General features: G+C 43.5%; 14 protein-coding genes. 7 read left to right on the top strand and 7 right to left on the bottom strand.

The window, feature by feature from the left end; genetic code table 11:
• Window positions 1-93: 93 nt before the first annotated feature.
• From mobA to B4C48_RS02090, 5 genes are all read right to left on the bottom strand, one after another.
• Window positions 94-720, bottom strand: a complete 627-nt coding sequence (gene mobA / locus B4C48_RS02110; RefSeq protein ID WP_291353790.1) for a molybdenum cofactor guanylyltransferase — start codon at window positions 718-720, stop codon at window positions 94-96.
• Window positions 717-3,497, bottom strand: coding sequence for a nitrate reductase (locus B4C48_RS02105; RefSeq protein ID WP_291353789.1), 2,781 nt, complete (start codon window positions 3,495-3,497; stop codon window positions 717-719). Before B4C48_RS02105 ends, mobA begins: the two co-directional genes overlap by 4 nt.
• 309 nt (window positions 3,498-3,806) lie before the next feature.
• Window positions 3,807-5,426, bottom strand: a complete 1,620-nt coding sequence (gene nirD, locus B4C48_RS02100; RefSeq protein WP_291353938.1) for a nitrite reductase small subunit NirD — start codon at window positions 5,424-5,426, stop codon at window positions 3,807-3,809.
• A 20-nt stretch (window positions 5,427-5,446) separates the two neighbouring features.
• Entirely contained in the window at window positions 5,447-7,993 is a 2,547-nt protein-coding gene (gene nirB / locus B4C48_RS02095) for a nitrite reductase large subunit NirB (protein ID WP_291353787.1), read from the bottom strand.
• A gap of 25 nt (window positions 7,994-8,018) precedes the next feature.
• Complete coding sequence (locus B4C48_RS02090; protein ID WP_291353785.1) at window positions 8,019-9,365, bottom strand: MFS transporter; 1,347 nt, start codon at window positions 9,363-9,365, stop codon at window positions 8,019-8,021.
• Window positions 9,366-9,814: 449 nt separating this feature from the next.
• On the opposite strand from B4C48_RS02090, the gene B4C48_RS02085 reads away from it, so the two are divergent.
• The 3 genes from B4C48_RS02085 to B4C48_RS02075 all read left to right on the top strand — a co-directional run bounded on the left by B4C48_RS02085 (window position 9,815) and on the right by B4C48_RS02075 (window position 13,659).
• Complete coding sequence (locus B4C48_RS02085; protein ID WP_291353783.1) at window positions 9,815-10,402, top strand: ANTAR domain-containing response regulator; 588 nt, start codon at window positions 9,815-9,817, stop codon at window positions 10,400-10,402.
• Between the two features lie 3 nt (window positions 10,403-10,405).
• On the top strand, window positions 10,406-11,401 hold the full coding sequence (locus B4C48_RS02080) for an ABC transporter substrate-binding protein (RefSeq protein WP_291353781.1): 996 nt from the start codon (window positions 10,406-10,408) through the stop codon (window positions 11,399-11,401).
• A 179-nt stretch (window positions 11,402-11,580) separates the two neighbouring features.
• Window positions 11,581-13,659 (top strand): TonB-dependent receptor plug domain-containing protein, encoded by a 2,079-nt coding sequence (locus B4C48_RS02075; protein WP_291353779.1) that lies wholly within the window; start codon window positions 11,581-11,583, stop codon window positions 13,657-13,659.
• Window positions 13,660-13,789: 130 nt separating this feature from the next.
• Here the strand turns inward: B4C48_RS02075 and B4C48_RS02070 are convergent, their stop codons facing one another.
• Entirely contained in the window at window positions 13,790-14,065 is a 276-nt protein-coding gene (locus B4C48_RS02070) for a hypothetical protein (RefSeq protein WP_291353777.1), read from the bottom strand.
• A gap of 379 nt (window positions 14,066-14,444) precedes the next feature.
• Between B4C48_RS02070 and mdh the strand changes: the two genes are divergently transcribed.
• The 3 genes from mdh to B4C48_RS02055 all read left to right on the top strand — a co-directional run bounded on the left by mdh (window position 14,445) and on the right by B4C48_RS02055 (window position 17,745).
• The gene (gene mdh / locus B4C48_RS02065; RefSeq protein WP_291353775.1) at window positions 14,445-15,659 is read left to right on the top strand and encodes an iron-dependent methanol dehydrogenase; all 1,215 of its coding nucleotides are present in this window, start codon (window positions 14,445-14,447) and stop codon (window positions 15,657-15,659) included.
• Window positions 15,660-15,822: 163 nt separating this feature from the next.
• Entirely contained in the window at window positions 15,823-16,653 is an 831-nt protein-coding gene (locus B4C48_RS02060) for an SDR family NAD(P)-dependent oxidoreductase (protein WP_291353773.1), read from the top strand.
• A 123-nt stretch (window positions 16,654-16,776) separates the two neighbouring features.
• Window positions 16,777-17,745, top strand: coding sequence for an alpha/beta hydrolase (locus B4C48_RS02055; RefSeq protein ID WP_291353771.1), 969 nt, complete (start codon window positions 16,777-16,779; stop codon window positions 17,743-17,745).
• Window positions 17,746-17,767: 22 nt separating this feature from the next.
• Here the strand turns inward: B4C48_RS02055 and B4C48_RS02050 are convergent, their stop codons facing one another.
• A complete protein-coding gene (locus tag B4C48_RS02050; RefSeq protein ID WP_291353769.1) occupies window positions 17,768-18,949 on the bottom strand; it encodes a helix-turn-helix domain-containing protein in 1,182 nt (393 codons plus the stop codon).
• A gap of 201 nt (window positions 18,950-19,150) precedes the next feature.
• On the opposite strand from B4C48_RS02050, the gene B4C48_RS02045 reads away from it, so the two are divergent.
• Window positions 19,151-20,662 (top strand): aldehyde dehydrogenase family protein, encoded by a 1,512-nt coding sequence (locus tag B4C48_RS02045; RefSeq protein WP_291353767.1) that lies wholly within the window; start codon window positions 19,151-19,153, stop codon window positions 20,660-20,662.
• The last annotated feature ends 272 nt before the right edge of the window (window positions 20,663-20,934 follow it).

Raw genomic sequence — 20,934 nt, 5'->3', positions numbered from 1 at the left:
AGTATTGTGCGCAAGGTTTAAATCGCCCCATCTTGTTATAATTAGATTTGCAATAAGTGTTCCAACTTTGTGCTCAAGAAGAAATTTTCATGTTTAGTGCAAAAATTTAAGTTGTTGATACTGCTGCAGCTCATCCAGCGAGTTAATACTGTGAAAAAACAGGGCATGATTTTCAAACCGTGCCACTTGAGCGTGCAAATCCAAAAAACACTGCCTTAAACTGCGCTGCTTTTGCTCAAGATGCATAGTAAGGATGCGTAAGCTGCTGCGCTTGACCAGACAGAAGGGATACAGGGCTGTACCATTGATTTCTACATACGCCACTTCGACCAGAGTGTTTTTACTCAAAGCCTGATGCAGCTTAAGAACAACTCTTGCAGGAATAAAGGTGACGTCACAGGGAATGAATAGCACATAATCGGCCTGTACATGGGTCCAGGCACTTTTCATTCCCATCAGCGGACCTAAAAATCCGCTTTCATCATCCTGATAACAATGAATGCTAGGAATGATTTTTTGATAAATTGAATAATCACGATGACTGTTGATCCATATCTGTTGAACACTGGATTTCAGCTGTTGATGGATTTTGATCAGTTGAATCTGGTCATCAAATTGCTGTAACAGTTTATTGATACCATTCATCCGTTTTGCCTGTCCGCCGGCTAAAATCACCAGATCGGTGCGCGGATATACCGAAAGTTTTAATTTTTTTCTCATTCCACCGCCTCCATTTGACAAGCCTTGATTAAGCCACGAATTTCAGGCAAACATGAACCGCAGTTGCCGCCCGCTTTTAAGCATGCAGTGACCTGTTTTTCATCGGTGATATTTTGGGTTTTAATAGTGTCAATAATCCGGTTTTTACCGACCTTAAAGCAGCTACAGACCAGTGGTCCTTCATTGTTCGCCATCGACATCGGTTGACCGGCAAGCAATGCCTTACGATGCATGGCACTTAAACGCTCACGCTTAAATAAACTGGCGACCCAGTCCCGATCTGGCAACAAAGCCTTAGGTGCAATATACAAACTGGCAATTAAATGGCCATCTTTCAACACCACGCTGTGACTGATATGCGCAGTTTGATCTTCAATGTTCAGCCATTCAAAACTTTCATCCTGAAACGGTAACAGTTCTTTCAAATGCTCAGTGGTCTGGGTAAATTTTTTACGGTCTGCCAGTTCATAGCGCAGAGCTTTAGTAGTGGTAATTTTCGTCCACCACACCGTATTTTCAATCGATGTTTGTACGATTTTTTCAAAGCCCTGACGCACATAAAACACGCCTTGCCACTGACTATAAAAAGGATGGATGATCACCGGGGTATGTTTAAACTCAGGCTCACCGGAAATTGGATCGACCACCGGATTGACCACTTTGCCAATACGCGCATCCGACGCAACTTGATCATTCCAGTGAATGGGTGCAAAAACCTGTCCCCGACGAATATCATCACTGACCGTGGCACGTAAAACACAGTTGCCCCATTTCGATTTGACTTCTACCAGTTCGCCATCTTTGATCCCGTATTTCAGGGCATCATGCGGATGGATTTCACAATACGGTTCTGCACGATGGGTACTTAAATTGGCAGATAAACCGGTACGGCTCATGGTGTGCCACTGGTCACGAATCCGGCCGGTATTCAGCACCAAAGGAAATTCGCTACAGATTTGATTAACCGGATCTATCGCGGTAATGGCAATAAATTTAGCCTTGCCATCGGCATAGCTAAATTGCCCTTCGGTATACATTCGAGCGACTGCATCATCTTGTTGATGTTTAGTCCAGACTGGCCACTGCACCGGTTGCAGTTCATCATATTCGGTTTTATTTAACTCGCTTAAAGCCTTTAAATTGAAATAACGGAAATTTGGCGTATCAGCGCGCAGATCTGGCTCTGAATTTTGTTCAGCTGAGAGTCGTGCATGTTCCAGAAAAATGTCATGGCTATTGTTAAAATCAAAACCGCTAAAGCCCATTTTTTTAGCGACCTGACTAATCGCCCACCAGTCGGCTTTAGCCTGTTCTGGCTCTTCTAAAAATGCACGCTGTCTGGAAATACGGCGTTCAGAATTGGTGACGGTACCATCTTTTTCACCCCAGCCTAAAGCCGGTAGCAGCACATCGGCATATTGTGTGGTGTTGGTGTCTTGGCAAATATCCGACACCACCACAAACTCACATTTTTTCAGAGCACGTTTGACCTGATCAGCATCGGGTAAGCTCACCACCGGATTGGTGGCCATAATCCAGATGGCTTTAATTTTGCCACTTTCTACCGCATGGAATAAATCAACGGCCTTGAAGCCAGCCTGCTGGGCAATATAAGGGCTTTGCCAGAAGTTTTGCACCAGTTGCTGATGGTTTTCATTTTCCAGCTCCAGATGGGCCGCCAGCATGTTGGCTAAACCGCCCACCTCACGACCACCCATCGCATTCGGCTGCCCAGTCATGGAAAATGGCGCCGCACCGAGTTTGCCAATTTTTCCCGTAAATAAATGGCAGTTGGTTATACTATTGGCTTTATTTACCCCTTGAGAGGACTGATTCACCCCCATGGAAAACAGGGTCATCACTTTTTCAGTTTGGGCAAATTTCTGATAAAACACTTGCAGTTTTTCCAGTGAAATACCAGTACGCACTACGACATCATCAATGGACGATTCAGTTTGGCTGTGTGTTAAAGCTTGCTCTAAGCCTTGGGTATGTGCAGCAATAAAATCCTGGTCTGCATGACCATTTTGCGCCAGATACTGTAATAAGCCGTTAAATAATGCGACATCCTGCCCCGGTAAAATCGGCAAATGTAAGTCTGCTGCTTCACAGGTACTGGTAAAACGCGGGTCAATCACCACTACAAACAGATCACGCTGTTCTTTGGCTTTCATGATGCGTTGATACAATACCGGATGACACCATGCGGTATTGGAACCGACCAGTACCACCATGTCGGTATGTTCAAAATCTTCATAGCTCGCCGGAACAATATCTTCACCGAAAGCACGCTTGTGTGCCGCAACCGCAGACGACATACAGAGTCGTGAATTGGTATCGATATTGGCTGTACCGAGGTAACCTTTGACGAACTTGTTTACCACATAATAATCTTCAGTCAGCAATTGTCCGGACACATAGAAGGCAATGCTGTCACGACCATATTGATCAATACATTGCTGAAATTTATTGGCAATTAAATCCGTTGCGGTATTCCAGTCGGTCTTTTCACGCTGATTCTTCCTGCCGAGCATGGGATGAAGAACACGTGTTTCCAGCCCAATTGTATCGGCCAGATTACTGCCTTTAATGCACAGTTTCCCGTAGTTGGATGGATGGTTGACATCTCCTGCAACTGAGACTTTTTGACCTAATGCTGTGTCCTGTACAGTCGCAGTGACACCACACCCCACCCCACAATAGGGACAGGTGGTATTGGTGATTTTGGTATTTATTTCTGTGGAGCTATGCAGTTCCATAACGGGAATACTATTCATGGATGCTCCTTTCTATCGAATAAATTCACTTGAATAATTTCTTCTATTTTCCAAGCTATCTAAATCTTTAGAGTTCACGTAAGTATGTATTCTCTCGAGGTGGCATGGATGCCACCGTTTCCCATCCCTTGCGCTGCTTTTCAAAGCAGTGCTTAAAAAACAGCTCAGGAGGTAATGTATGGGAAACAAAGATTTTTGTTACTTTTGATCTTTCAAAAGTAAGGCTAATGCCTACGCGAATTCAATTAAATCATTTCGGTAATTGAGGCATTGCTAAAATTTAAACTCTTCTCAATTACCCGTTTCAAATCAGCCTGCTTTCTTTAATGCAAAATCTTTACCAAAGAGCAATTTATTACGAATATTACTGATTGGCGTTTGATCAGAAATCAGTTCTGCATACCAGGCACCATCTTCAGTATCGCCAAACAATACTGCACCAATGACTTTATCTTTTTGAATAATAATGCGTTTATAAATCTGACGCTTTTCATCATTCAAGATAATATCTTCAAAATCATCCTGCGGTTCAAAGTTCCCCGCTGAAAATACATCACAGCCACTGACTTTGAGTTGTGTCGGAACCGTCGGTGCTTTAAAGGTTAAGCTGCCGTGTTCAGCCAGATGTGAGGCACAAATAAAGGCTTGGCCCCAAAGTGGTTCAACCAGACCAAAGGTTTGATTACGGTGCTCAATACATTCACCCACCGCATAAATACTCGGGTCAAAGGTTTGCATGGTGTCATTGACGATTACGCCACGGTTACAACGTAAGCCAGCACTTTGCGCCAATGCCATATTCGGACGGATGCCCACAGCAAAAACCACTAGATCAGCATCCAGCACTGTGCCATCTTTCAGCCTGATTTGAGTGACATGACCCTCTTCGCCAATCAGCTGTTCAGTATTGGCTTGAGTAATGATGTTGATGCCCTTCGCTTCAATACTTTGTCTTAACAAGCTGCTTGCACGACTATCCAACTGACGTTCCATGATGCGATCCATCAAATGCAAAACCGTCACATTCATACCGCGTTGTTTCAGGCCATAAGCTGCTTCCAGCCCCAGCAGACCACCGCCAATCACCACTGCATTTTTCTTGGTTTTGCAGTAATCCAGCATGGTATTAACATCATAGATATCACGAAAACTGATCACCCCTTTTAAGTCCGAACCGGGAATAGGCGGAACAAAAGGTTTAGAACCTGTCGCCAGAATTAAACGGTCATAATCTACCACCAGGCCTTTTTCGGTATAAACCTGCTTGCGTGGACGGTCGATTTTCACCGCAGCATCACCGGCAATAAAGCGAATGTTTTTGTCGCTATACCAGGCATGTGGATGCAGCATGATGTCATCAATAGTTTTATCGCCCGACAATACTGGTGAAAGCATGATGCGGTTATAGTTACCCCACGGTTCTTCGCCAATGACTGTCACTTCATAACGATCTGGTGCCATATCCAGTAAGTCTTCCAGACAGCGCATACCCGCCAGACCATTACCCACCAACGCCAGTTTCATCTTTTCTTGGGAAGTGCCGTTATTGGTGATATATGTTTTTTGCGGTGTAGGACTAACCCAAACCTTGCCATTTTCAATCTTGCTTGGGAAAACCAGTAACTTTTGATCTTTATCTTCCAGACAGCGTCCGGTGGCCAGACTGAAATGCTGCTTGTAGATGGGAGATGCCACGACACGCTCGCCCTGCAAATCGCCAATGATGCCGCGCGACATGACAAAAGCTTTGCTAAACGGATCTTGATTGCTCAAGGCATAGACCCGTTTTTCATTACCGACACGGAAAATGGCAATTTGCTGATTTCCAATTAATGCACCCACACCGGTATTCGGGGTAATGTCATCCAGTGCACAAATTTCCAGCCATTCCAGCTCATTGGTTTTATTCATTTCTTTTAAAATTGTCATCATCTTTCTCCTTTATTCTTTTAAGCTTCAACAACAGGAATACGCGTCACATCACGTTCAGCCTCGGTTTTTGGACGGATTTGCCCGCGAACCTCAGCGAATTGGATGTGTGGATCGTTTTGTTGTTCAACTTTTGCATTGATAAAGGTGATGAAGCGTTTACGAACTTCCGGATCTTCCACCGCGGTACGCCATTCATCTTGATAGGTGCCGACCACATGGTTCATACGGCGTTCCAGTTCAGCAGCCAGACCCAGTGAGTCATTTACCACCACATCTTTTAAATAATCCAGACCACCTTCAAGGTTGTCACGCCATACCGAAGTACGTTGCAAACGGTCTGCGGTCTGGATATAGAACATGAAGAAACGGTCGATATAACGGATTAAAGTTTGCGTATCCAAGTCAGATGCCAGCAATTCTGCATGGCGTGGTTTCATGCCACCATTACCGCAGACATACAGGTTCCAGCCTTTTTCAGTGGCAATCACCCCGACATCTTTACTTTGCGCTTCGGCACATTCACGGGTACAGCCCGATACCGCCATTTTCAACTTATGTGGTGAACGTAAGCCTTTGTAGCGATTTTCCAGGAAGATGGCCAAACCGACGGAGTCATCCACCCCATAACGGCACCAAGTACTGCCGACACATGATTTCACGGTGCGGAGTGATTTACCGTAAGCATGACCCGATTCAAAACCGGCGTTGATCAGTTTTTCCCAGATTTCAGGCAACTGATGCACTTGGGCACCAAACATATCGACCCGTTGTCCACCGGTAAGCTTGGTATATAAACCGTATTCTTTGGCAATTTGACCGATGGCAATCAAGCCCTCTGGAGTGACCTCACCTCCAGCCATACGTGGCACGACTGAATAAGAGCCATCTTTTTGGATGTTACCGAGATAATAGTCATTACTGTCTTGCAGGCCAGCATGGCTTGGTTTGAGTACAAAGTCATTCCAGCAAGATGCGAGAATATTTGCCGCAGTTGGTTTACAGATATCACAGCCGATCCCATGACCATGTTGCCCAATCAAATCATCAAAAGTTTTGATTTCATTGACCCGTACCAGGTGATACAGCTCCTGGCGTGAATAGGCAAAGTGTTCGCAAAGGTGGTTGTTAACAGTCACCCCTTGGCGTTGCAATTCAGATTTCAATACTTGTGTCACTAAAGGTGCACATCCGCCACACGCCGTTGCTGCTTTGGTACATTTTTTCAAGGCACCGAGCGAGGTGGAACCATCAGCGATAGCACTGCAAATATCAGCTTTAGAAACGTTATTACATGAACAGATGGTTGCACTGTCCGGCAGTAAATCGACCCCGCTACCGCCTGTTTTCGCTGATGATTGTGCATAACCCGGCATGATCAGGCTTTCTGGATTTGCCGGGATAGCCAGGCCATTCAGCATCATTTGCAGCAGGTCGTTATATTCTTTGGCACAGCCCACCAGAACTGCACCGAGTAGCTTGGTTTTTTCCGCATTCACCACGATTTTTTTATAAATCATGGCATCTTCATCGGCATAGAAATAGCTAAGTGCATTCGGTGTCATGGCATGCGCATCACCGACGGATGCGACATCTACACCCATCAGTTTTAATTTGGTACTCATGTCTGCGCCGGCAAATGAATTGCAGGCCTGATCCATGACATGCTTGGCTGCAATACGCGCCATGTCATAACCCGGAGCCACCAGACCATAAATTTTATTTTGCCACAGGGCACATTCACCAATCGCGTAAATGTCCGCATCAGAAGTTTGGCAATAATCATTGATTACGATACCGCCACGCTCACCGATCGCGAGACCACTTTGACGCGCCAATTCATCACGCGGGCGAATCCCGGCAGAGAACAAAACAATATCGGTTTCAAGTTCAGAACCATCGCCAAACTTCATCACATGCGTGGTATTTTCACCCGCCTCAATGCATTGTGTAGCTTTTTGGGTATGAACTTTTACCCCCAGATTTTCGATTTTTGAGCGTAAAACCTTACCGCCAAAGTCATCAATTTGCACCGCCATCAAGCGAGGGGCAAACTCCACCACATGGGTTTCAAGGTTTAAATCACGAAGGGCTTTTGCCGCTTCCAGACCGAGTAAGCCACCCCCAATCACCACACCGGTTTTGGCATTTAAACTCGCAGCACGAATGGCATCCAGATCTTCAATGGTACGGTATACAAAACAGTTTTCGCGCTCATTCCCTGGAATAGGAGGAACAAAAGCATAAGAGCCGGTTGCCAGCACCAGTTTGTCATATGCAATGACTTCGCCATGATTAGTCGTAACAGTTTTATTCAGGGTATCTATTGCAGTAGCTTTGGTGCTTAAACGCAGATCAATTCCATAGGCATCGGCAAAATCCGCACGGCATAACGTTAAGTCTTTAGCTGATTTACCAGTGAAATATTCGGTTAAATGCACGCGGTCATAAGCTAAACGTGGTTCTTCTGCCAGAATGGTGATTTCAACTTCGTCACCTGCATGTTCAAGAACCGATTCAATGAACTTGTGCCCTACCATACCGTGACCAATCATGACTAATTTCATATCAATTCTCCTAAATCTTTTTTACTTAGCCTTGAGCCATGTTGTTACGTTCAAGCACTGCCTGTTCAAACAGTCTTTGTTCTTTTTCCTTATGTTCAACCGAGAAGCGGATCATCAGTACAAAGCTTGCAGCAATCACGACCAGTCCACCCAGAGCCATCAAACAGGTTTGAATATCCAGCATGCCTTTCAGCAAGAAGCCTGCTGCCACTGCACCGACGTTACCACCCGCACCAATAATACCGGCAACACCGCCTAAAGCATCACGGTCAATGAATGGCACCAAGGCATAGGTTGCGCCACAAGCCATATGGGTAAACAGTGCGAATACGGTCATCACCAGAATTGCGAGAACTGCGGTATTCATTTGTGAGAACAAGATCAGGAACAGACCTTCCATCAGAATCATGCCGAACAGCACTTTGGTACGACCATCCAGGCCTTTTTTAATTGCGACTTTATCTGAAACAATGCCACCTAAAGCACGGGCAAACAGTGCCAGTAAACCGAAGATCCCTGCTGCCAGACCTGCTTCTTTCAAGCCAAAGCTAAAGTGTTCAACGTAGTACATCGCTACGATGTTATGAATGAAGATTTCGATGCCGAAACACGCAGCATAAGCACCAAATAAAATCCAGACCCGATAGTTACGTGCAGCGTGCATCAGAATCGCCATGCCGCCTTTTTTATCGCTACCGACATGAATGCCTTGTGCACGAAGTTCTTTAAAGTTGCCTTGCGGACAGTCTTGGGTGAATTTCCAGTACATTGCACCAACAATAATCATCAGAATACCTGGCACCAATAAAGCAATTCTCCAGCCCATTGCCTGTTCAACACCAAACATCACCAAAGCAGCCAGCATTAACGGCATTAAGGCTTGCGTTGCTCCACCGCCGGCATTACCCCAGCCTGCCGATGCAGCATTGGCAGTCCCAACCACATTCGGTGCGAACATAATACTGGTGTGATATTGCGTGATCACAAAGCTGGCACCAATCGCACCAATCAATAGACGGAAGAAAAGGAAAGATTCATAGCTATTGGCAGAGGCCACACCAAAGACTGGAATACTGCCGATAATCAGTAGTGCGGTATAGGTTTTACGTGGGCCATACTTGTCACACAATGGTCCAACAATCAGGCGAACTAAAATGGTAATTGCAACCGCGGCAATATTGATATTGGCGATCTGGTCTTTGGTTAAGTGAAATTCACCTGCAATCACAGGCATCAAGGGTGCACAAGCAAACCAGGCAAAGAAGCAGACAAAAAAAGCGAGCCAACTCATGTGGAAGGCTCTCATCGCTGCGCTGTTAAAACTAAAAAGACTTATTTTTGTAGCTTTCTTTTCATATAAATTTGAAGACATGGCCTTCTCCTTCCTGAACTGAACGTATAGGGCTATCTGCTATGCGGATCGCTGCACACCAGATTCGATCAGAACGGACGTCGTTGGCCGCCTTACAAATTTTTATAGAGTCGTCTTTGACTCAGTAGGATTTAAGCAATGACTGTGCCAACAATAAAAATATATTTATAAGTGATTATTTATTATAATTTTTTATTTAAATTTTATTATTTTTTGAGCAAATTTACTTATTGCTTTGTTCTGCTGAACAAGCCACTGGCTATTTGTAGCCAGCCTGATTGTGCTTCGTTGTAGCGCATTTTTGCCTCAAGACAGTGCACATCTGTATGACGTTCAATATTTATATCTGATTTTTATAATAAAAATAATATTTTAATAATTTTGGCATTTAAATTGCTTTTGCTAAGATAGAAATTTTTCTGGCTTTGCTTGATGGTATTTAGCTCAATATGCCAAAACTGAAAATTGCACTGATTGATGACGATCAAGAACGTGCCAACTTTATAAAAACTTCCCTGATCGAGCATCATTTCGAGGTGGTTGCCTGCCTGACGATCAATCATTTAAGTCTGTTCCGTCTAGAACAGTTGCATGCAGATATTATTTTGCTGGACATGGATCATCCACATCGTGACATTATTGAAAGCTGTGTTAGCCATTTCGACTTACCCACCGTACTGTTTACTAAAAACAGTGACAAAGACACCATTAAAAGTGCCATTGATGCCGGGGTTACCGCTTATATTGTCGATGGCATTGATCCAGCCAAGCTGCAAAGCATTTTAGAAATTTCGATTGCCCAGTTTAAAAAACATAAAAAATTGCTGGATGATCTGGAAGATACCAAAAATAAACTGGCTGACCGCAAAGTGGTCGAAAAAGCCAAAGTGCTGATGATGCAATTGCACTCCCTCTCTGAAGATCAGGCATTTCAATTATTACGGAAAAATGCCATGAGCCACCGCATGACTATTGGAGAAATGGCACGGCGTTTATTAGATGCCCAACAACTTTTACAAAACCAATTCAAGGATTAGGCCATGACAGCATTAGAAAAAACCAAAATCCAAATTGGCTACATTCCCCTGCTTGACTGTGTGGCCATCCTTTGGGCCAAACAACGCGGCTTCTTTGATGAGTTTGGTCTGGAGATTACTTTAGTCAAGGAAGCCTCATGGGCCAGTTTAAGAGACCGGCTGGCCTTTGGCTTTTTGGATGCTGCACATTGTCTGTCTGCCATGCTTCCTGCCGCCGCGCTGGGTGAAGACCAGCTCGGTATTCCCTTACAAACGTCTTTGGTGCTGAGTCATAACCGCGCCTTTATCAGTCTGAGTCAGAAATTATGTTTTGACCTGCAAATTTCATCCCAAGATAACGCGCAACAAACGGCACAAAAATTAGTCACTGCGATTCAACAGCAAAAAAACATTCAGCTGGCGCATGTGTTTAAACAGTCGATTCATCATTATTGTTTAAGAGAATGGCTTGCACTCGCGGATCGTGATGTTGCGCAGCACATGAAACTTGCGACACTTCCACCACCTTATATGGTTGAAGCTTTGAGCAATCATGTGATTGACGGTTTCTGTGTCGGCGAACCCTGGAATACTCAAGCTGAGCTATTGGGCATCAGCCAGATTGTGGCATCCAGTCAGGATATTATTCCCAAGGTTGCAGATAAAGTTTTGGCAGTAACCGCCGACTGGGCAATGCAACATCCCAATACACACCATGCTTTAACTCAGGCCATTCAAAAAGCGCAACAAGAACTAAAATATCTAGAGGATTATACTGAAGTCTGGCAAATGCTGATGGATTTCAATATTATCCAGTTTCACTGTTCAGACAGCATTCATGTACAAAAATTTCATTCTATTCAAAATATTATCAGAAACTTTGTCGATGAATCATCTCAGCCTAAAATAGAAGACTTTCAATGGCTGATTCAGCAAATGGTTAAATGGGATCAAATCAGCATCAGTGAGGCAACTATTGAAAAGATCAGCCAGAACTGTATTTTATCCTTCAACCATTAACATAAACCATCGCTCCAGCCATACAAACTCCTATAAGGTGCCGGAGCTAAATCACTCATTTTAATTATTTTTACTTGCGATCAGATTTTTTTCTTTTATTTCTATTTCGGTGATTTTCCACAAATTTTCTCCACATTTTTCCGCTATCTTACGCAAAATTACATTTGGAACATTCAATAATGAAACGCATACAACCGCGTTGGCAATTAAGCGCATTAAGTTATGCCTTGCTCACTTTCATATCCCCAACTTGGGCTGCTGATACCACTACAAATACAGCGACCACAGACAGCGCTGCGCCCCAAACTGATTCGGTACAAACACTGGCCACTTTAAAATTTGAAGCCGCTCCAGCCCAAGCAAAAGACCCGGATATCAGTGCGGTCGCGAAAACTATTGTCACTCGCGAAGAAATGCTGCAATTCGGCGATCAGTCGGTGAATGATGCCCTACGTCGTGCTGCCGGTTTTCAAATGCCTACACCCGGACAAGGTCCACGTGGGGGTGGCGGTGCTTCAGGCATGCGTTTTCGTGGTGGCGGTGCCCCGGTATTCTTAGTCAATGGTGAACCAGTACAAGGCGGCCCACGTGGTGGCATGTCTGTCGTCGATAGCATAACTCCAGACATGATTGAACGTATTGAAATCACCAAACAACCCAGTGTCGCTCAGGCTTCTGTAGCCTCTTCCGTAGTCATCAATATTATTCTTAAAGAACCCTTGGATAATGCCCGCATCAGCGGAACAGTCCGTGCTGGATATGGTTTGGCAAAATCGGATCAAAAAGAAGAACAGCGTAAAAACCTGAGCTTACAAATGGATGGGCGGGATAATGCCTGGTTATACAGCCTGTCTGCCAACCAAATGTGGAATGACACCACTTCAATCACACAGACTCAAACCAGTACCGAAACACGTGAACAAAAACGCATTACTGAACGCAAGTCACAAATGCTGTCGCCACGGGTTGAATACGAGTTAGATGACCAGCAAAAACTGGTTGCGGAACTGTTCTATCGCAATAATGAAAGTGACGGTAGCCGTGGCAATCAGACGCAAAATGATAAAAATGACAGTATCCGTCTGAACACGCGTTATGAACGCAAGGATAAAGGCAATACCGACAAGATTCGTCTTTCTGTAGAACAGCAAAATGAAACTGAATCGACCCAGTCACCGCTATTCAGCAGTTATGCCGATGAAACCGTCAATGAATATGGTATAGCTTATGATGGTGTGCGCAAGTTTGATGAAACCAAACAGCTGAAATTTGGTACGGATATCCGTTCGAGTGAGCTTGAAAGCAATATTAGCGACACACTGGATGAACAGCGTTATGCCTTATATAGCGAAGGTAGCTGGAAGTTTACCGACCGGCAAACCGTGACTTTGGGTGCGCGTCAGGAATGGATCAATCGTTCCGGACTGGTGGATTATAGTGACCAACACCTTAGTCCTGTTCTGGCACATCGTTTTGATTTTGATGATCACTGGTCATTGCAAACCAATATCAGCCAGGCTTTTCGTAGTCCAAAAACCGACCAACTCTTACCTACGGTTTCCGTTTCTACCGATAGCGATACCGGTAGCCTGAACAACCCGGACCGTGGCGGCAATCCAAATTTACGTCCTGAAAAAATTACTGCCTTTGAATCCACTCTGGGTTACAACACCCCTGCAGGTGGCATCAACATCACGGCCTATCAACGTGAGATTGATGATTACATCGAAAAAGTGATTCGTCAGGAAGGCACACGTTTTGTGGAACGCCCACAAAACCAGGACAATGCCACCACTTATGGGGTTGAAATTGCCGGTCGTTATGCATTAAAGCAAACGGAAAATGGTCATTCATTCATGTTGAATGGGCAACTGTCTACGGTGCGTGCAAAAATTGAAGATGAAAACCAGCAACAACGTTTAGCCAGTGATGTTGCGCCTTATACCGCAAGTGCCGGTTTGTCTTATAATTATCAGCCTTGGCGTCTTTCCAGCAGTGTCAATCTGAACTATGTTCCTGAATTTACCCGTGCCCTGGATAATCAGCCTTATGACCGGACCAGCAATGAACGGGTGAATATGGATATCAGTGTGACCAAACGCTTTGATCAAGGCTGGGCAACGATACTCAGTGCGCGTAATATTTTTAGCACAGATTATAAAGAGCGCTTAAATAATCAGTCTGATGGAAGCCTGTATGAGTCACGCGTGAGTCAAGCCATTCCAAGTGTACTCATTAGTGTAGAAAAGAAATTCTAAACTGAAATAGAAAAACCGGTGCCAGACACCGGTTTTTTACTAAACTATTCCTTGTATTCCATCTTGCCTGTTTAAGCTGATCAGCCTAAATCTTTGGATAGGCTATTTAGCTTCCCCATTCAAGTGAATCCTAAACCAGCAAGGCTTTCAACAGACTTGCTATTCTTAAAGTATGCTGTTTATTGCCCTTTTGTTCCATGACCTTATGCTCAATGCGCCATAGATAATCAAAAATTTCAGACTCGCTGGCATCTTCATTCAGCATATTAAAAATTTTAGGTAAATAATCCTCATATTCATCCCGCATGGATGGATTACAACGAATGCCTAAGGGATCCCATTCCTGCAGTAAAATTTTATGGATGGCATGCAATAAGGTGACATCTTTCTTTTGTGCGGCTTCCATACTCACCCCCTAAAATTTAATATAATAATCATATAAAAAAATAGTTTTTTTATGAAAGATAATCAATTCATAACAGAAAAACACTTATCTATAGCGCTTTCAGATTTGTTGTTAACTCTTTTTATCCCTAAAAAAAATAGTTTTTTTATATTATCTTTCATTCCAAAAGTTGTATCACTCATTTAGCGTAATTCCAACCCCTTCCTCTATTTTAATTTTGCATTTAAATTTGCACAATCCCGGCAGGAAAAAAATTTAAAAATATAAGAATTTAAATGGTAGGTATTTGGTAGGTGGGATTTTTTTCTGGTTCCTTTGATACTCAATTGACGGTGAGAGTCACCGATAACAACATACCAATGGTAGAAGGAATCGCACCATGGCTTTTAAAAATATTGCAGATCAAACAAACGGTTTTTATATTCCCTGTGTCTCTCTTTTTGGTCCAGGCTGTGCCAAAGAAATTGGCGTAAAGGCACAAAATTTAGGTGCTCAAAAAGCATTGATTGTGACTGATGCAGGTCTTTTTAAATTCGGTGTGGCAGACACGATTGCCGCTTACTTAAAAGATGCTGGCGTAGACAGTCACATTTTCCCGGGTGCAGAACCGAATCCAACCGATATCAACGTACATAACGGCGTACAAGCCTATAACGACAATGCGTGTGATTTTATTGTCTCTTTAGGCGGTGGCTCATCACATGACTGTGCCAAAGGAGTTGGTTTGGTCACAGCGGGTGGAGGTCATATTCGTGACTACGAAGGGATCGATAAAAGTACAGTTCCGATGACTCCGCTAATTGCAGTGAACACCACGGCAGGTACAGCCTCTGAAATGACCCGTTTCTGTATTATTACCAATACCGAAACCCATGTAAAAATGGCGATTGTCGACTGGCGTTGTACCCCACTCATTGCCATTGATGATCCTAAACTGATGGTTGCCAAACCTGCCAGTTTAACTGCGGCAACAGGTATGGATGCTTTGACGCATGCTGTTGAAGCGTATGTATCGACAGCAGCCAACCCAATTACCGATGCCTGCGCAGAAAAAGCCATTAGCATGATTAGCGAATGGCTCAGCCCTGCGGTTGCGAATGGGGAAAATCTGGAAGCCCGTGATGCCATGAGCTATGCACAATATCTTGCCGGTATGGCATTCAACAATGCTTCGCTAGGTTATGTCCATGCCATGGCACATCAGCTCGGCGGTTTCTATAACCTGCCGCACGGCGTATGTAATGCAATACTATTGCCGCACGTCTGTGAGTTTAACCTGATTGCCTGCCCTGATCGTTATGCCAAAATTGCACAGTTAATGGGTATAGATACTGCTGGACTGACCGTAACCCAAGCGGCTTATGCAGCTATTGATGCAATTCGTGAATTATCAGCATCGATTGGTATTCCTTCAAGTTTGTCGGAACTTGGTGTGAAAGAGCAAGATCTTCATGTGATGTCTGAAAATGCACAAAAAGATGCCTGTATGTTAACCAATCCCCGCAAAGCAACACATGATCAAGTGGTGAATATTTTTAAAGCAGCGTTAAAGGCGAATGCTCAAGTGGTCGATATATTCAAAGCGGCTATGTAACAAAACTCTCCACTCTCCCACTCTTTACTTTGTTACTACTTTTGGAATATCACGTCCCGGTGATATTCCTTTTTTTATTTTAAAATATGTAATTGCTATTTCCACCTTCCCCTCATTCAGTTTATAAAGAAGGCAACCTTTACCGGAAATACTCAATAAAACAATGAAAACTATCCTGATTACCGGTGCAAATGCAGGCATTGGTCTAAAAACCGCAGAACAACTTGTAAGCGAAGGTCATCACCTGATTCTTGCCTGTAGAAATTTGGTCAAAGCGCAACAGGCAAAACAGCAACTGCAACAACTGGGCAAAGGTCAGGTTGACCTGATTGAACTGGATTTGAACAGCCTGGAAAAAGTCCAGCAATCGGCTAATGGAATCCTGTCCAAATATCCTCATATTGATGTATTAATCAATAATGCCGGATTAATTTCAGACCAGCTCGACTCCACCGAAGATGGCTTTGAAAAACATTTTGGGGTGAATTATCTGGGACATTATTTATGGACTTTAAAATTATTACCGCTGTTAAAAAAATCCACGCAAGGTCGAATTATTCATTTATCTTCCATTGCACACTGGGTAGGCAGCATTCAGCCAGAAAAGTTTCTGGCAAAAAACAATCCGCATTATCGGACGTTTAGCAGTTATGGCAGCAGTAAATTACAGAACCTTTTATTCAGTAATCAGCTGGCCAAACAACTGAAAGGCACCTCCGTCACCAGTAACGCCCTGCACCCCGGTGTGGTCGATTCAGAACTGTATCGCCAGTTACCCAAATTTCAGTACAAATTGGTATCATTGGCTCTGATTCCGCCTAGCAAACCGGCTGATCTCATTAAAAAAATGGCGTTGGATGCCTCGTGGGCGAAAAAGAATGGCAAATATGCCAGCGTACAAACACCCGCCATTTCATCTGCAAAATCCAGAAACGCGCGACTGGCTCAGGAACTGTATGACCGATCTTATGAGTTGGTGAAACAGTATTTATAAAACCATAATCATCCTTAGCGGTTTTTATCTTGAACAATGGTTTTTAAGATTTCTAGTTGATCGTTAAGGATGTAAATCGTATTTTTAACTAATCCATTAAAATTAAAAAAATTGAGTATTAAAATGACCAACCAGACGATCGAACCACTTTATCAACTGGATGTATTAGGTCCAGGCTATGAACAGGCAACACTGGATTTCCCGGATGATTATGAAGGACAAGTCACTGCAACGTTAATTCGAAAAAAAGCAGCGCAACCCACACATAAAGCCGTGTTATATATTCATGGATTTATCGACTATTTTTTCCAGACCGAGATGGCTGAACAGTTTAATCAGCATGGCTTTGACTTTTATGCGCTGGATTTACGTAAATATGGCCGCTCGCATCTGCCTCATCAAAAATATTATAACGTACGTGAAATTGCTGAATATGATGCAGAAATTACTCAAGCCTTAGACATTATTGGTGCAGAAGGCCATGATGCAGTACTGCTTTGTGGACATTCGACAGGTGGCCTCACCACAACACTTTATGCCGCCCATCATCCCGATCATCCTTTAATTAAAGCGCTTTGGGTGAATAGTCCCTTTTATGACTTTAATATGAATCCGATCAAGAAAAAACTGGGCCTACCAAACTTAAGTCGCGTCGGTAAAATTTGCCCGGATTTAAAATTCCCCAGCGAATTGAACAAATGGTATGCAACCAGTTTGCACAGCAGTTTAAAGGGAGAATGGGACTTTAATCTGGAATGGAAACAAAAGACTTATCCGATGGTTCGCTTGAGTTTTGTAAGGGCCATTTATGAAGCGCAAAAAGAAATTCATCAAGGGGTGAGCTTAAGTATTCCTGCTTTAGTCATGCATTCGCATCAAACCAAAAATCCGAAAAAATGGCATAAATATGCACAAACTAGTGATGTGATTCTGGATGTCAAACATATCGACAAATATGCCAGAAAAATGAAAGGCGATGTCACCATCAAAGAAATAAAAAATGGTTTACATGACTTGGTGCTGTCAGAAAAATCGGTGCGCGAAAATGTCTATCAACAGCTGTTTGAATGGTTAAAGCAGAAAGGTTTATAAAGATAATGACGTAATATTGGCCTTAATTATCTTTAAATTTTAGCAAGGTTTGATGCGCAGGATGCGTCTTGGGCATCAGTTCAATTAAACGTTCCACTGCATCAATTGCTTCTGGAAAATGCGCCACATGTTTCAGTAAAACATCGGTTTCGTTGGCCTTAAAAATAGCATCACTTAAACGGGATTCCAGACAATTGCGCCAGGCACATAAAAAAGGACTTTCCGTTTTTGCCAGAAAAACTCCGGTGCATAGTTTTAAGGCAGAATCGATATAACCGGCATCTAGAGATTGCTCGGTGAGTAAAAAATCAGCCTCGACATGTGCCAGTAAACGGTAAGGCCTGGATCCGAGCATACCGCCTAAAATATCGCGCAATTGTGACATTTCCGCTTTAAGTGTGCCGATGCTGACTTTGCGTTCACCATACAAAGCCTGATGTAAACTGTCCAAACTTAAGCCTTGCGGACATAGCGCCAAAATGGTCAAAATTTCAATTTGCCGCGGGGTGAGCACCAAGACTTTGCCATTAAACAACACTTGTGGCACGGAAAAAGCCCGGATAAACAAGCGCTGCTTTTGATATTCCAGTAATGCAGATTGAATAATCGAAGCACAGCGTTCAGCAGCAAGCAATCCCAAACTGTTGTGCTTTTGCCAAGTGGTGGATAGGTCAATGACGCCTAAAACCTGTTTTGAATAAGGATCAATAATCGGTGCCGCATAGCAGACCCAATCATGAATGGAAGACATGTAATGCTCATTGGAAAATACACAACTGGACTGCTGGGTTTTCAAGGATAAAGCCAGAGCATTGGTTCCGACTAGTTCCTCGCGCCACTGCCCGCCTTCAATAAAATGTACACTTTCCGCCGCACTTTGCATTTGTGGACTCGACGCTGTCCAGATAATGGTACTGCCAATATCTCCAACCGCCAGCACCATGGAAGATTGCTCTGCAATATGTTTTAAGTCTTGTGCACAATGCTGCAAAGCATGTTCCAAAGCACTGGGATAGGTTTCTTTTTGTAAATGAACTAAGGGCGCCGCTGCACGATCTTTGGGAATTTCAGCAGAAGTTGAGCGTTGCCAGGAACTGACAATACTTTGTCCCAACTGTTCCGCATGCAATGGAGAAAGACTGCTACTTTGCCTAAATTGCTCAATTTCATGTCTTTTTTGCATCAAACTTTGCTTATTCATCATTCCTTATTCTCGCAACAATTCATGACTTACATCCACTGTAATCGTTATTTTTAAGACTGTTTGGAAAGATTGTAAACCTTCTTGTCTCCAACCTTTCTCCAACCTTATTCCCTGTATGCTAATCAAATAATGTACAAAAGTACCTTATACCAAAGCTGTAGATGCGGTTTAAAACACTAAAATAAGCAAAGGAAAATTCATATGCGTTATGCCGATCCTAATCAAGATGGTTCAAAAGTTCAGTTTAAAGCCCAATATGAAAACTTTATTGGCGGTCAATGGGTCGCCCCGGTAAAGGGTGAATATTTTGACAATATTTCTCCTGTCGACGGTAAAGTATTTACCAAAGTTCCGCGCTCAAGTGTTGAAGATATTGAATTGGCACTCGATGCAGCGCATAAGGCCAAAGAACAATGGAATAAGTCCTCGCCGACCACCCGCTCGAATATGCTGTTAAAAATTGCCGACCGTTTAGAAGCCAATCTAGAGCTTTTGGCGGTGGCTGAAACCTGGGATAACGGCAAACCGATCCGCGAGACGCTGGCGGCAGATATTCCTTTGGCGATTGACCATTTCCGCTACTTTGCTGGCTGTATCCGCGCCCAGGAAGGCGGCATTTCAGAAATTGATGAAGACACCATTGCCTACCATTTTCATGAACCTTTAGGTGTAGTGGGACAAATTATTCCCTGGAACTTCCCTATTTTAATGGCGACCTGGAAATTGGCACCGGCATTGGCTGCAGGTAACTGTATTGTTTTAAAACCGGCTGAGCAAACCCCTGTCAGCATTCTGGTACTTGTCGAACTTATTCAGGACCTGATTCCTGAAGGTGTATTAAATATTGTCAATGGTTACGGAATTGAAGTGGGTCGTCCACTGGCAACCAATCCACGTATTGCCAAAATTGCCTTTACCGGTTCGACTTCAGTCGGCCAGCAAATCATGCAATATGCCACTGAAAACATTATTCCGGTCACGCTTGAATTAGGCGGTAAGTCACCGAACCTTTTCTTTGAAGATGTCATGGATCAAGATGATGATTATTTAGATAAAGCATTAGAAGGTTTTGTCATGTTTGCCCTTAATCAGGGGGAAATTTGTACCTGTCCTTCTCGTGCCTTGATTCAGGAAAGTATTGCCGATAAGTTCTTAGAGAAAGCGGTTGAACGAGTTAAGCGCATTAAAACTGGCCATCCGCTAGATACTGAAACCATGATTGGCGCTCAGGCATCACAAGAGCAGCAAGATAAAATCTTGGGCTGTATTGCCACAGGTCGTGCAGAAGGCGCTGAAATATTAACCGGTGGCGGTGAACGTTGTGAAGTGGGTCAAGGTTTCTACATTGAACCAACCATTTTCAAAGGCACCAATGACATGAGAACTTTCCAGGAAGAAATTTTTGGACCTGTACTTGCTGTTACCACCTTTAAAGACTTTGATGATGCGATCAAAATTGCCAACGACACTATTTATGGTTTAGGTGCCGGTGTCTGGTCTCGTTCGGCACATACCTCTTACCGTGCTGGTCGTACCATTCAGGCCGGTCGTGTATGGACTAACTGTTATCACATCTATCCTGCGCATGCGGCATTCGGGGGTTATAAAAAATCCGGTATTGGACGTGAAAACCACAAGATGATGCTGGACCATTATCAACAAACCAAAAACCTGCTGGTAAGCTATTCAACCAAACCTGCTGGTTTCTTCTAAACATAAAACGCTATAGAGCATAAAAAAGCGAACTTCGGTTCGCTTTTTTGTTTTAAATAGCAAAGAAGCAACGCAGAAATCTTCATTTTTCTCGGTATTCAGGCTAAATTGCTCTTATTCCAGATACCTTAAAAAAATAGCATGACGACTTTATCTCCAGATTTTTCAGACACCATTTATGCCATTCAACATCTTGCCTTTGAAGACTTGGGCGCACTAGAAGATGTGTTTTATCAACTTGGCTTTCGAGTGCGTTATTTTGAAGCCGGTAT

The organism is Acinetobacter sp. UBA3106 (assembly GCA_002365595.1).
Lineage (GTDB): Bacteria > Pseudomonadota > Gammaproteobacteria > Pseudomonadales > Moraxellaceae > Acinetobacter.
Note: the sequence above shows the minus strand (reverse complement) of the source record. Positions and strands in the feature narration are given on the sequence as shown.

What these genes read in the sequence shown, in the direction of transcription:
- B4C48_RS02105 (WP_291353789.1), bottom strand. Translation starts at nt 3,497, where the DNA reads ATGAATAGTATTCCCGTTATGGAACTGCATAGCTCCACAGAAATAAAT.
- B4C48_RS02055 (WP_291353771.1), top strand. Translation starts at nt 16,777, where the DNA reads ATGACCAACCAGACGATCGAACCACTTTATCAACTGGATGTATTAGGT.
- B4C48_RS02085 (WP_291353783.1), top strand. Translation starts at nt 9,815, where the DNA reads ATGCCAAAACTGAAAATTGCACTGATTGATGACGATCAAGAACGTGCC.
- mobA (WP_291353790.1), bottom strand. Translation starts at nt 720, where the DNA reads ATGAGAAAAAAATTAAAACTTTCGGTATATCCGCGCACCGATCTGGTG.
- nirB (WP_291353787.1), bottom strand. Translation starts at nt 7,993, where the DNA reads ATGAAATTAGTCATGATTGGTCACGGTATGGTAGGGCACAAGTTCATT.
- B4C48_RS02045 (WP_291353767.1), top strand. Translation starts at nt 19,151, where the DNA reads ATGCGTTATGCCGATCCTAATCAAGATGGTTCAAAAGTTCAGTTTAAA.
- B4C48_RS02080 (WP_291353781.1), top strand. Translation starts at nt 10,406, where the DNA reads ATGACAGCATTAGAAAAAACCAAAATCCAAATTGGCTACATTCCCCTG.
- B4C48_RS02060 (WP_291353773.1), top strand. Translation starts at nt 15,823, where the DNA reads ATGAAAACTATCCTGATTACCGGTGCAAATGCAGGCATTGGTCTAAAA.
- nirD (WP_291353938.1), bottom strand. Translation starts at nt 5,426, where the DNA reads ATGACAATTTTAAAAGAAATGAATAAAACCAATGAGCTGGAATGGCTG.
- B4C48_RS02050 (WP_291353769.1), bottom strand. Translation starts at nt 18,949, where the DNA reads ATGATGAATAAGCAAAGTTTGATGCAAAAAAGACATGAAATTGAGCAA.
- B4C48_RS02075 (WP_291353779.1), top strand. Translation starts at nt 11,581, where the DNA reads ATGAAACGCATACAACCGCGTTGGCAATTAAGCGCATTAAGTTATGCC.
- B4C48_RS02090 (WP_291353785.1), bottom strand. Translation starts at nt 9,365, where the DNA reads ATGTCTTCAAATTTATATGAAAAGAAAGCTACAAAAATAAGTCTTTTT.
- mdh (WP_291353775.1), top strand. Translation starts at nt 14,445, where the DNA reads ATGGCTTTTAAAAATATTGCAGATCAAACAAACGGTTTTTATATTCCC.
- B4C48_RS02070 (WP_291353777.1), bottom strand. Translation starts at nt 14,065, where the DNA reads ATGGAAGCCGCACAAAAGAAAGATGTCACCTTATTGCATGCCATCCAT.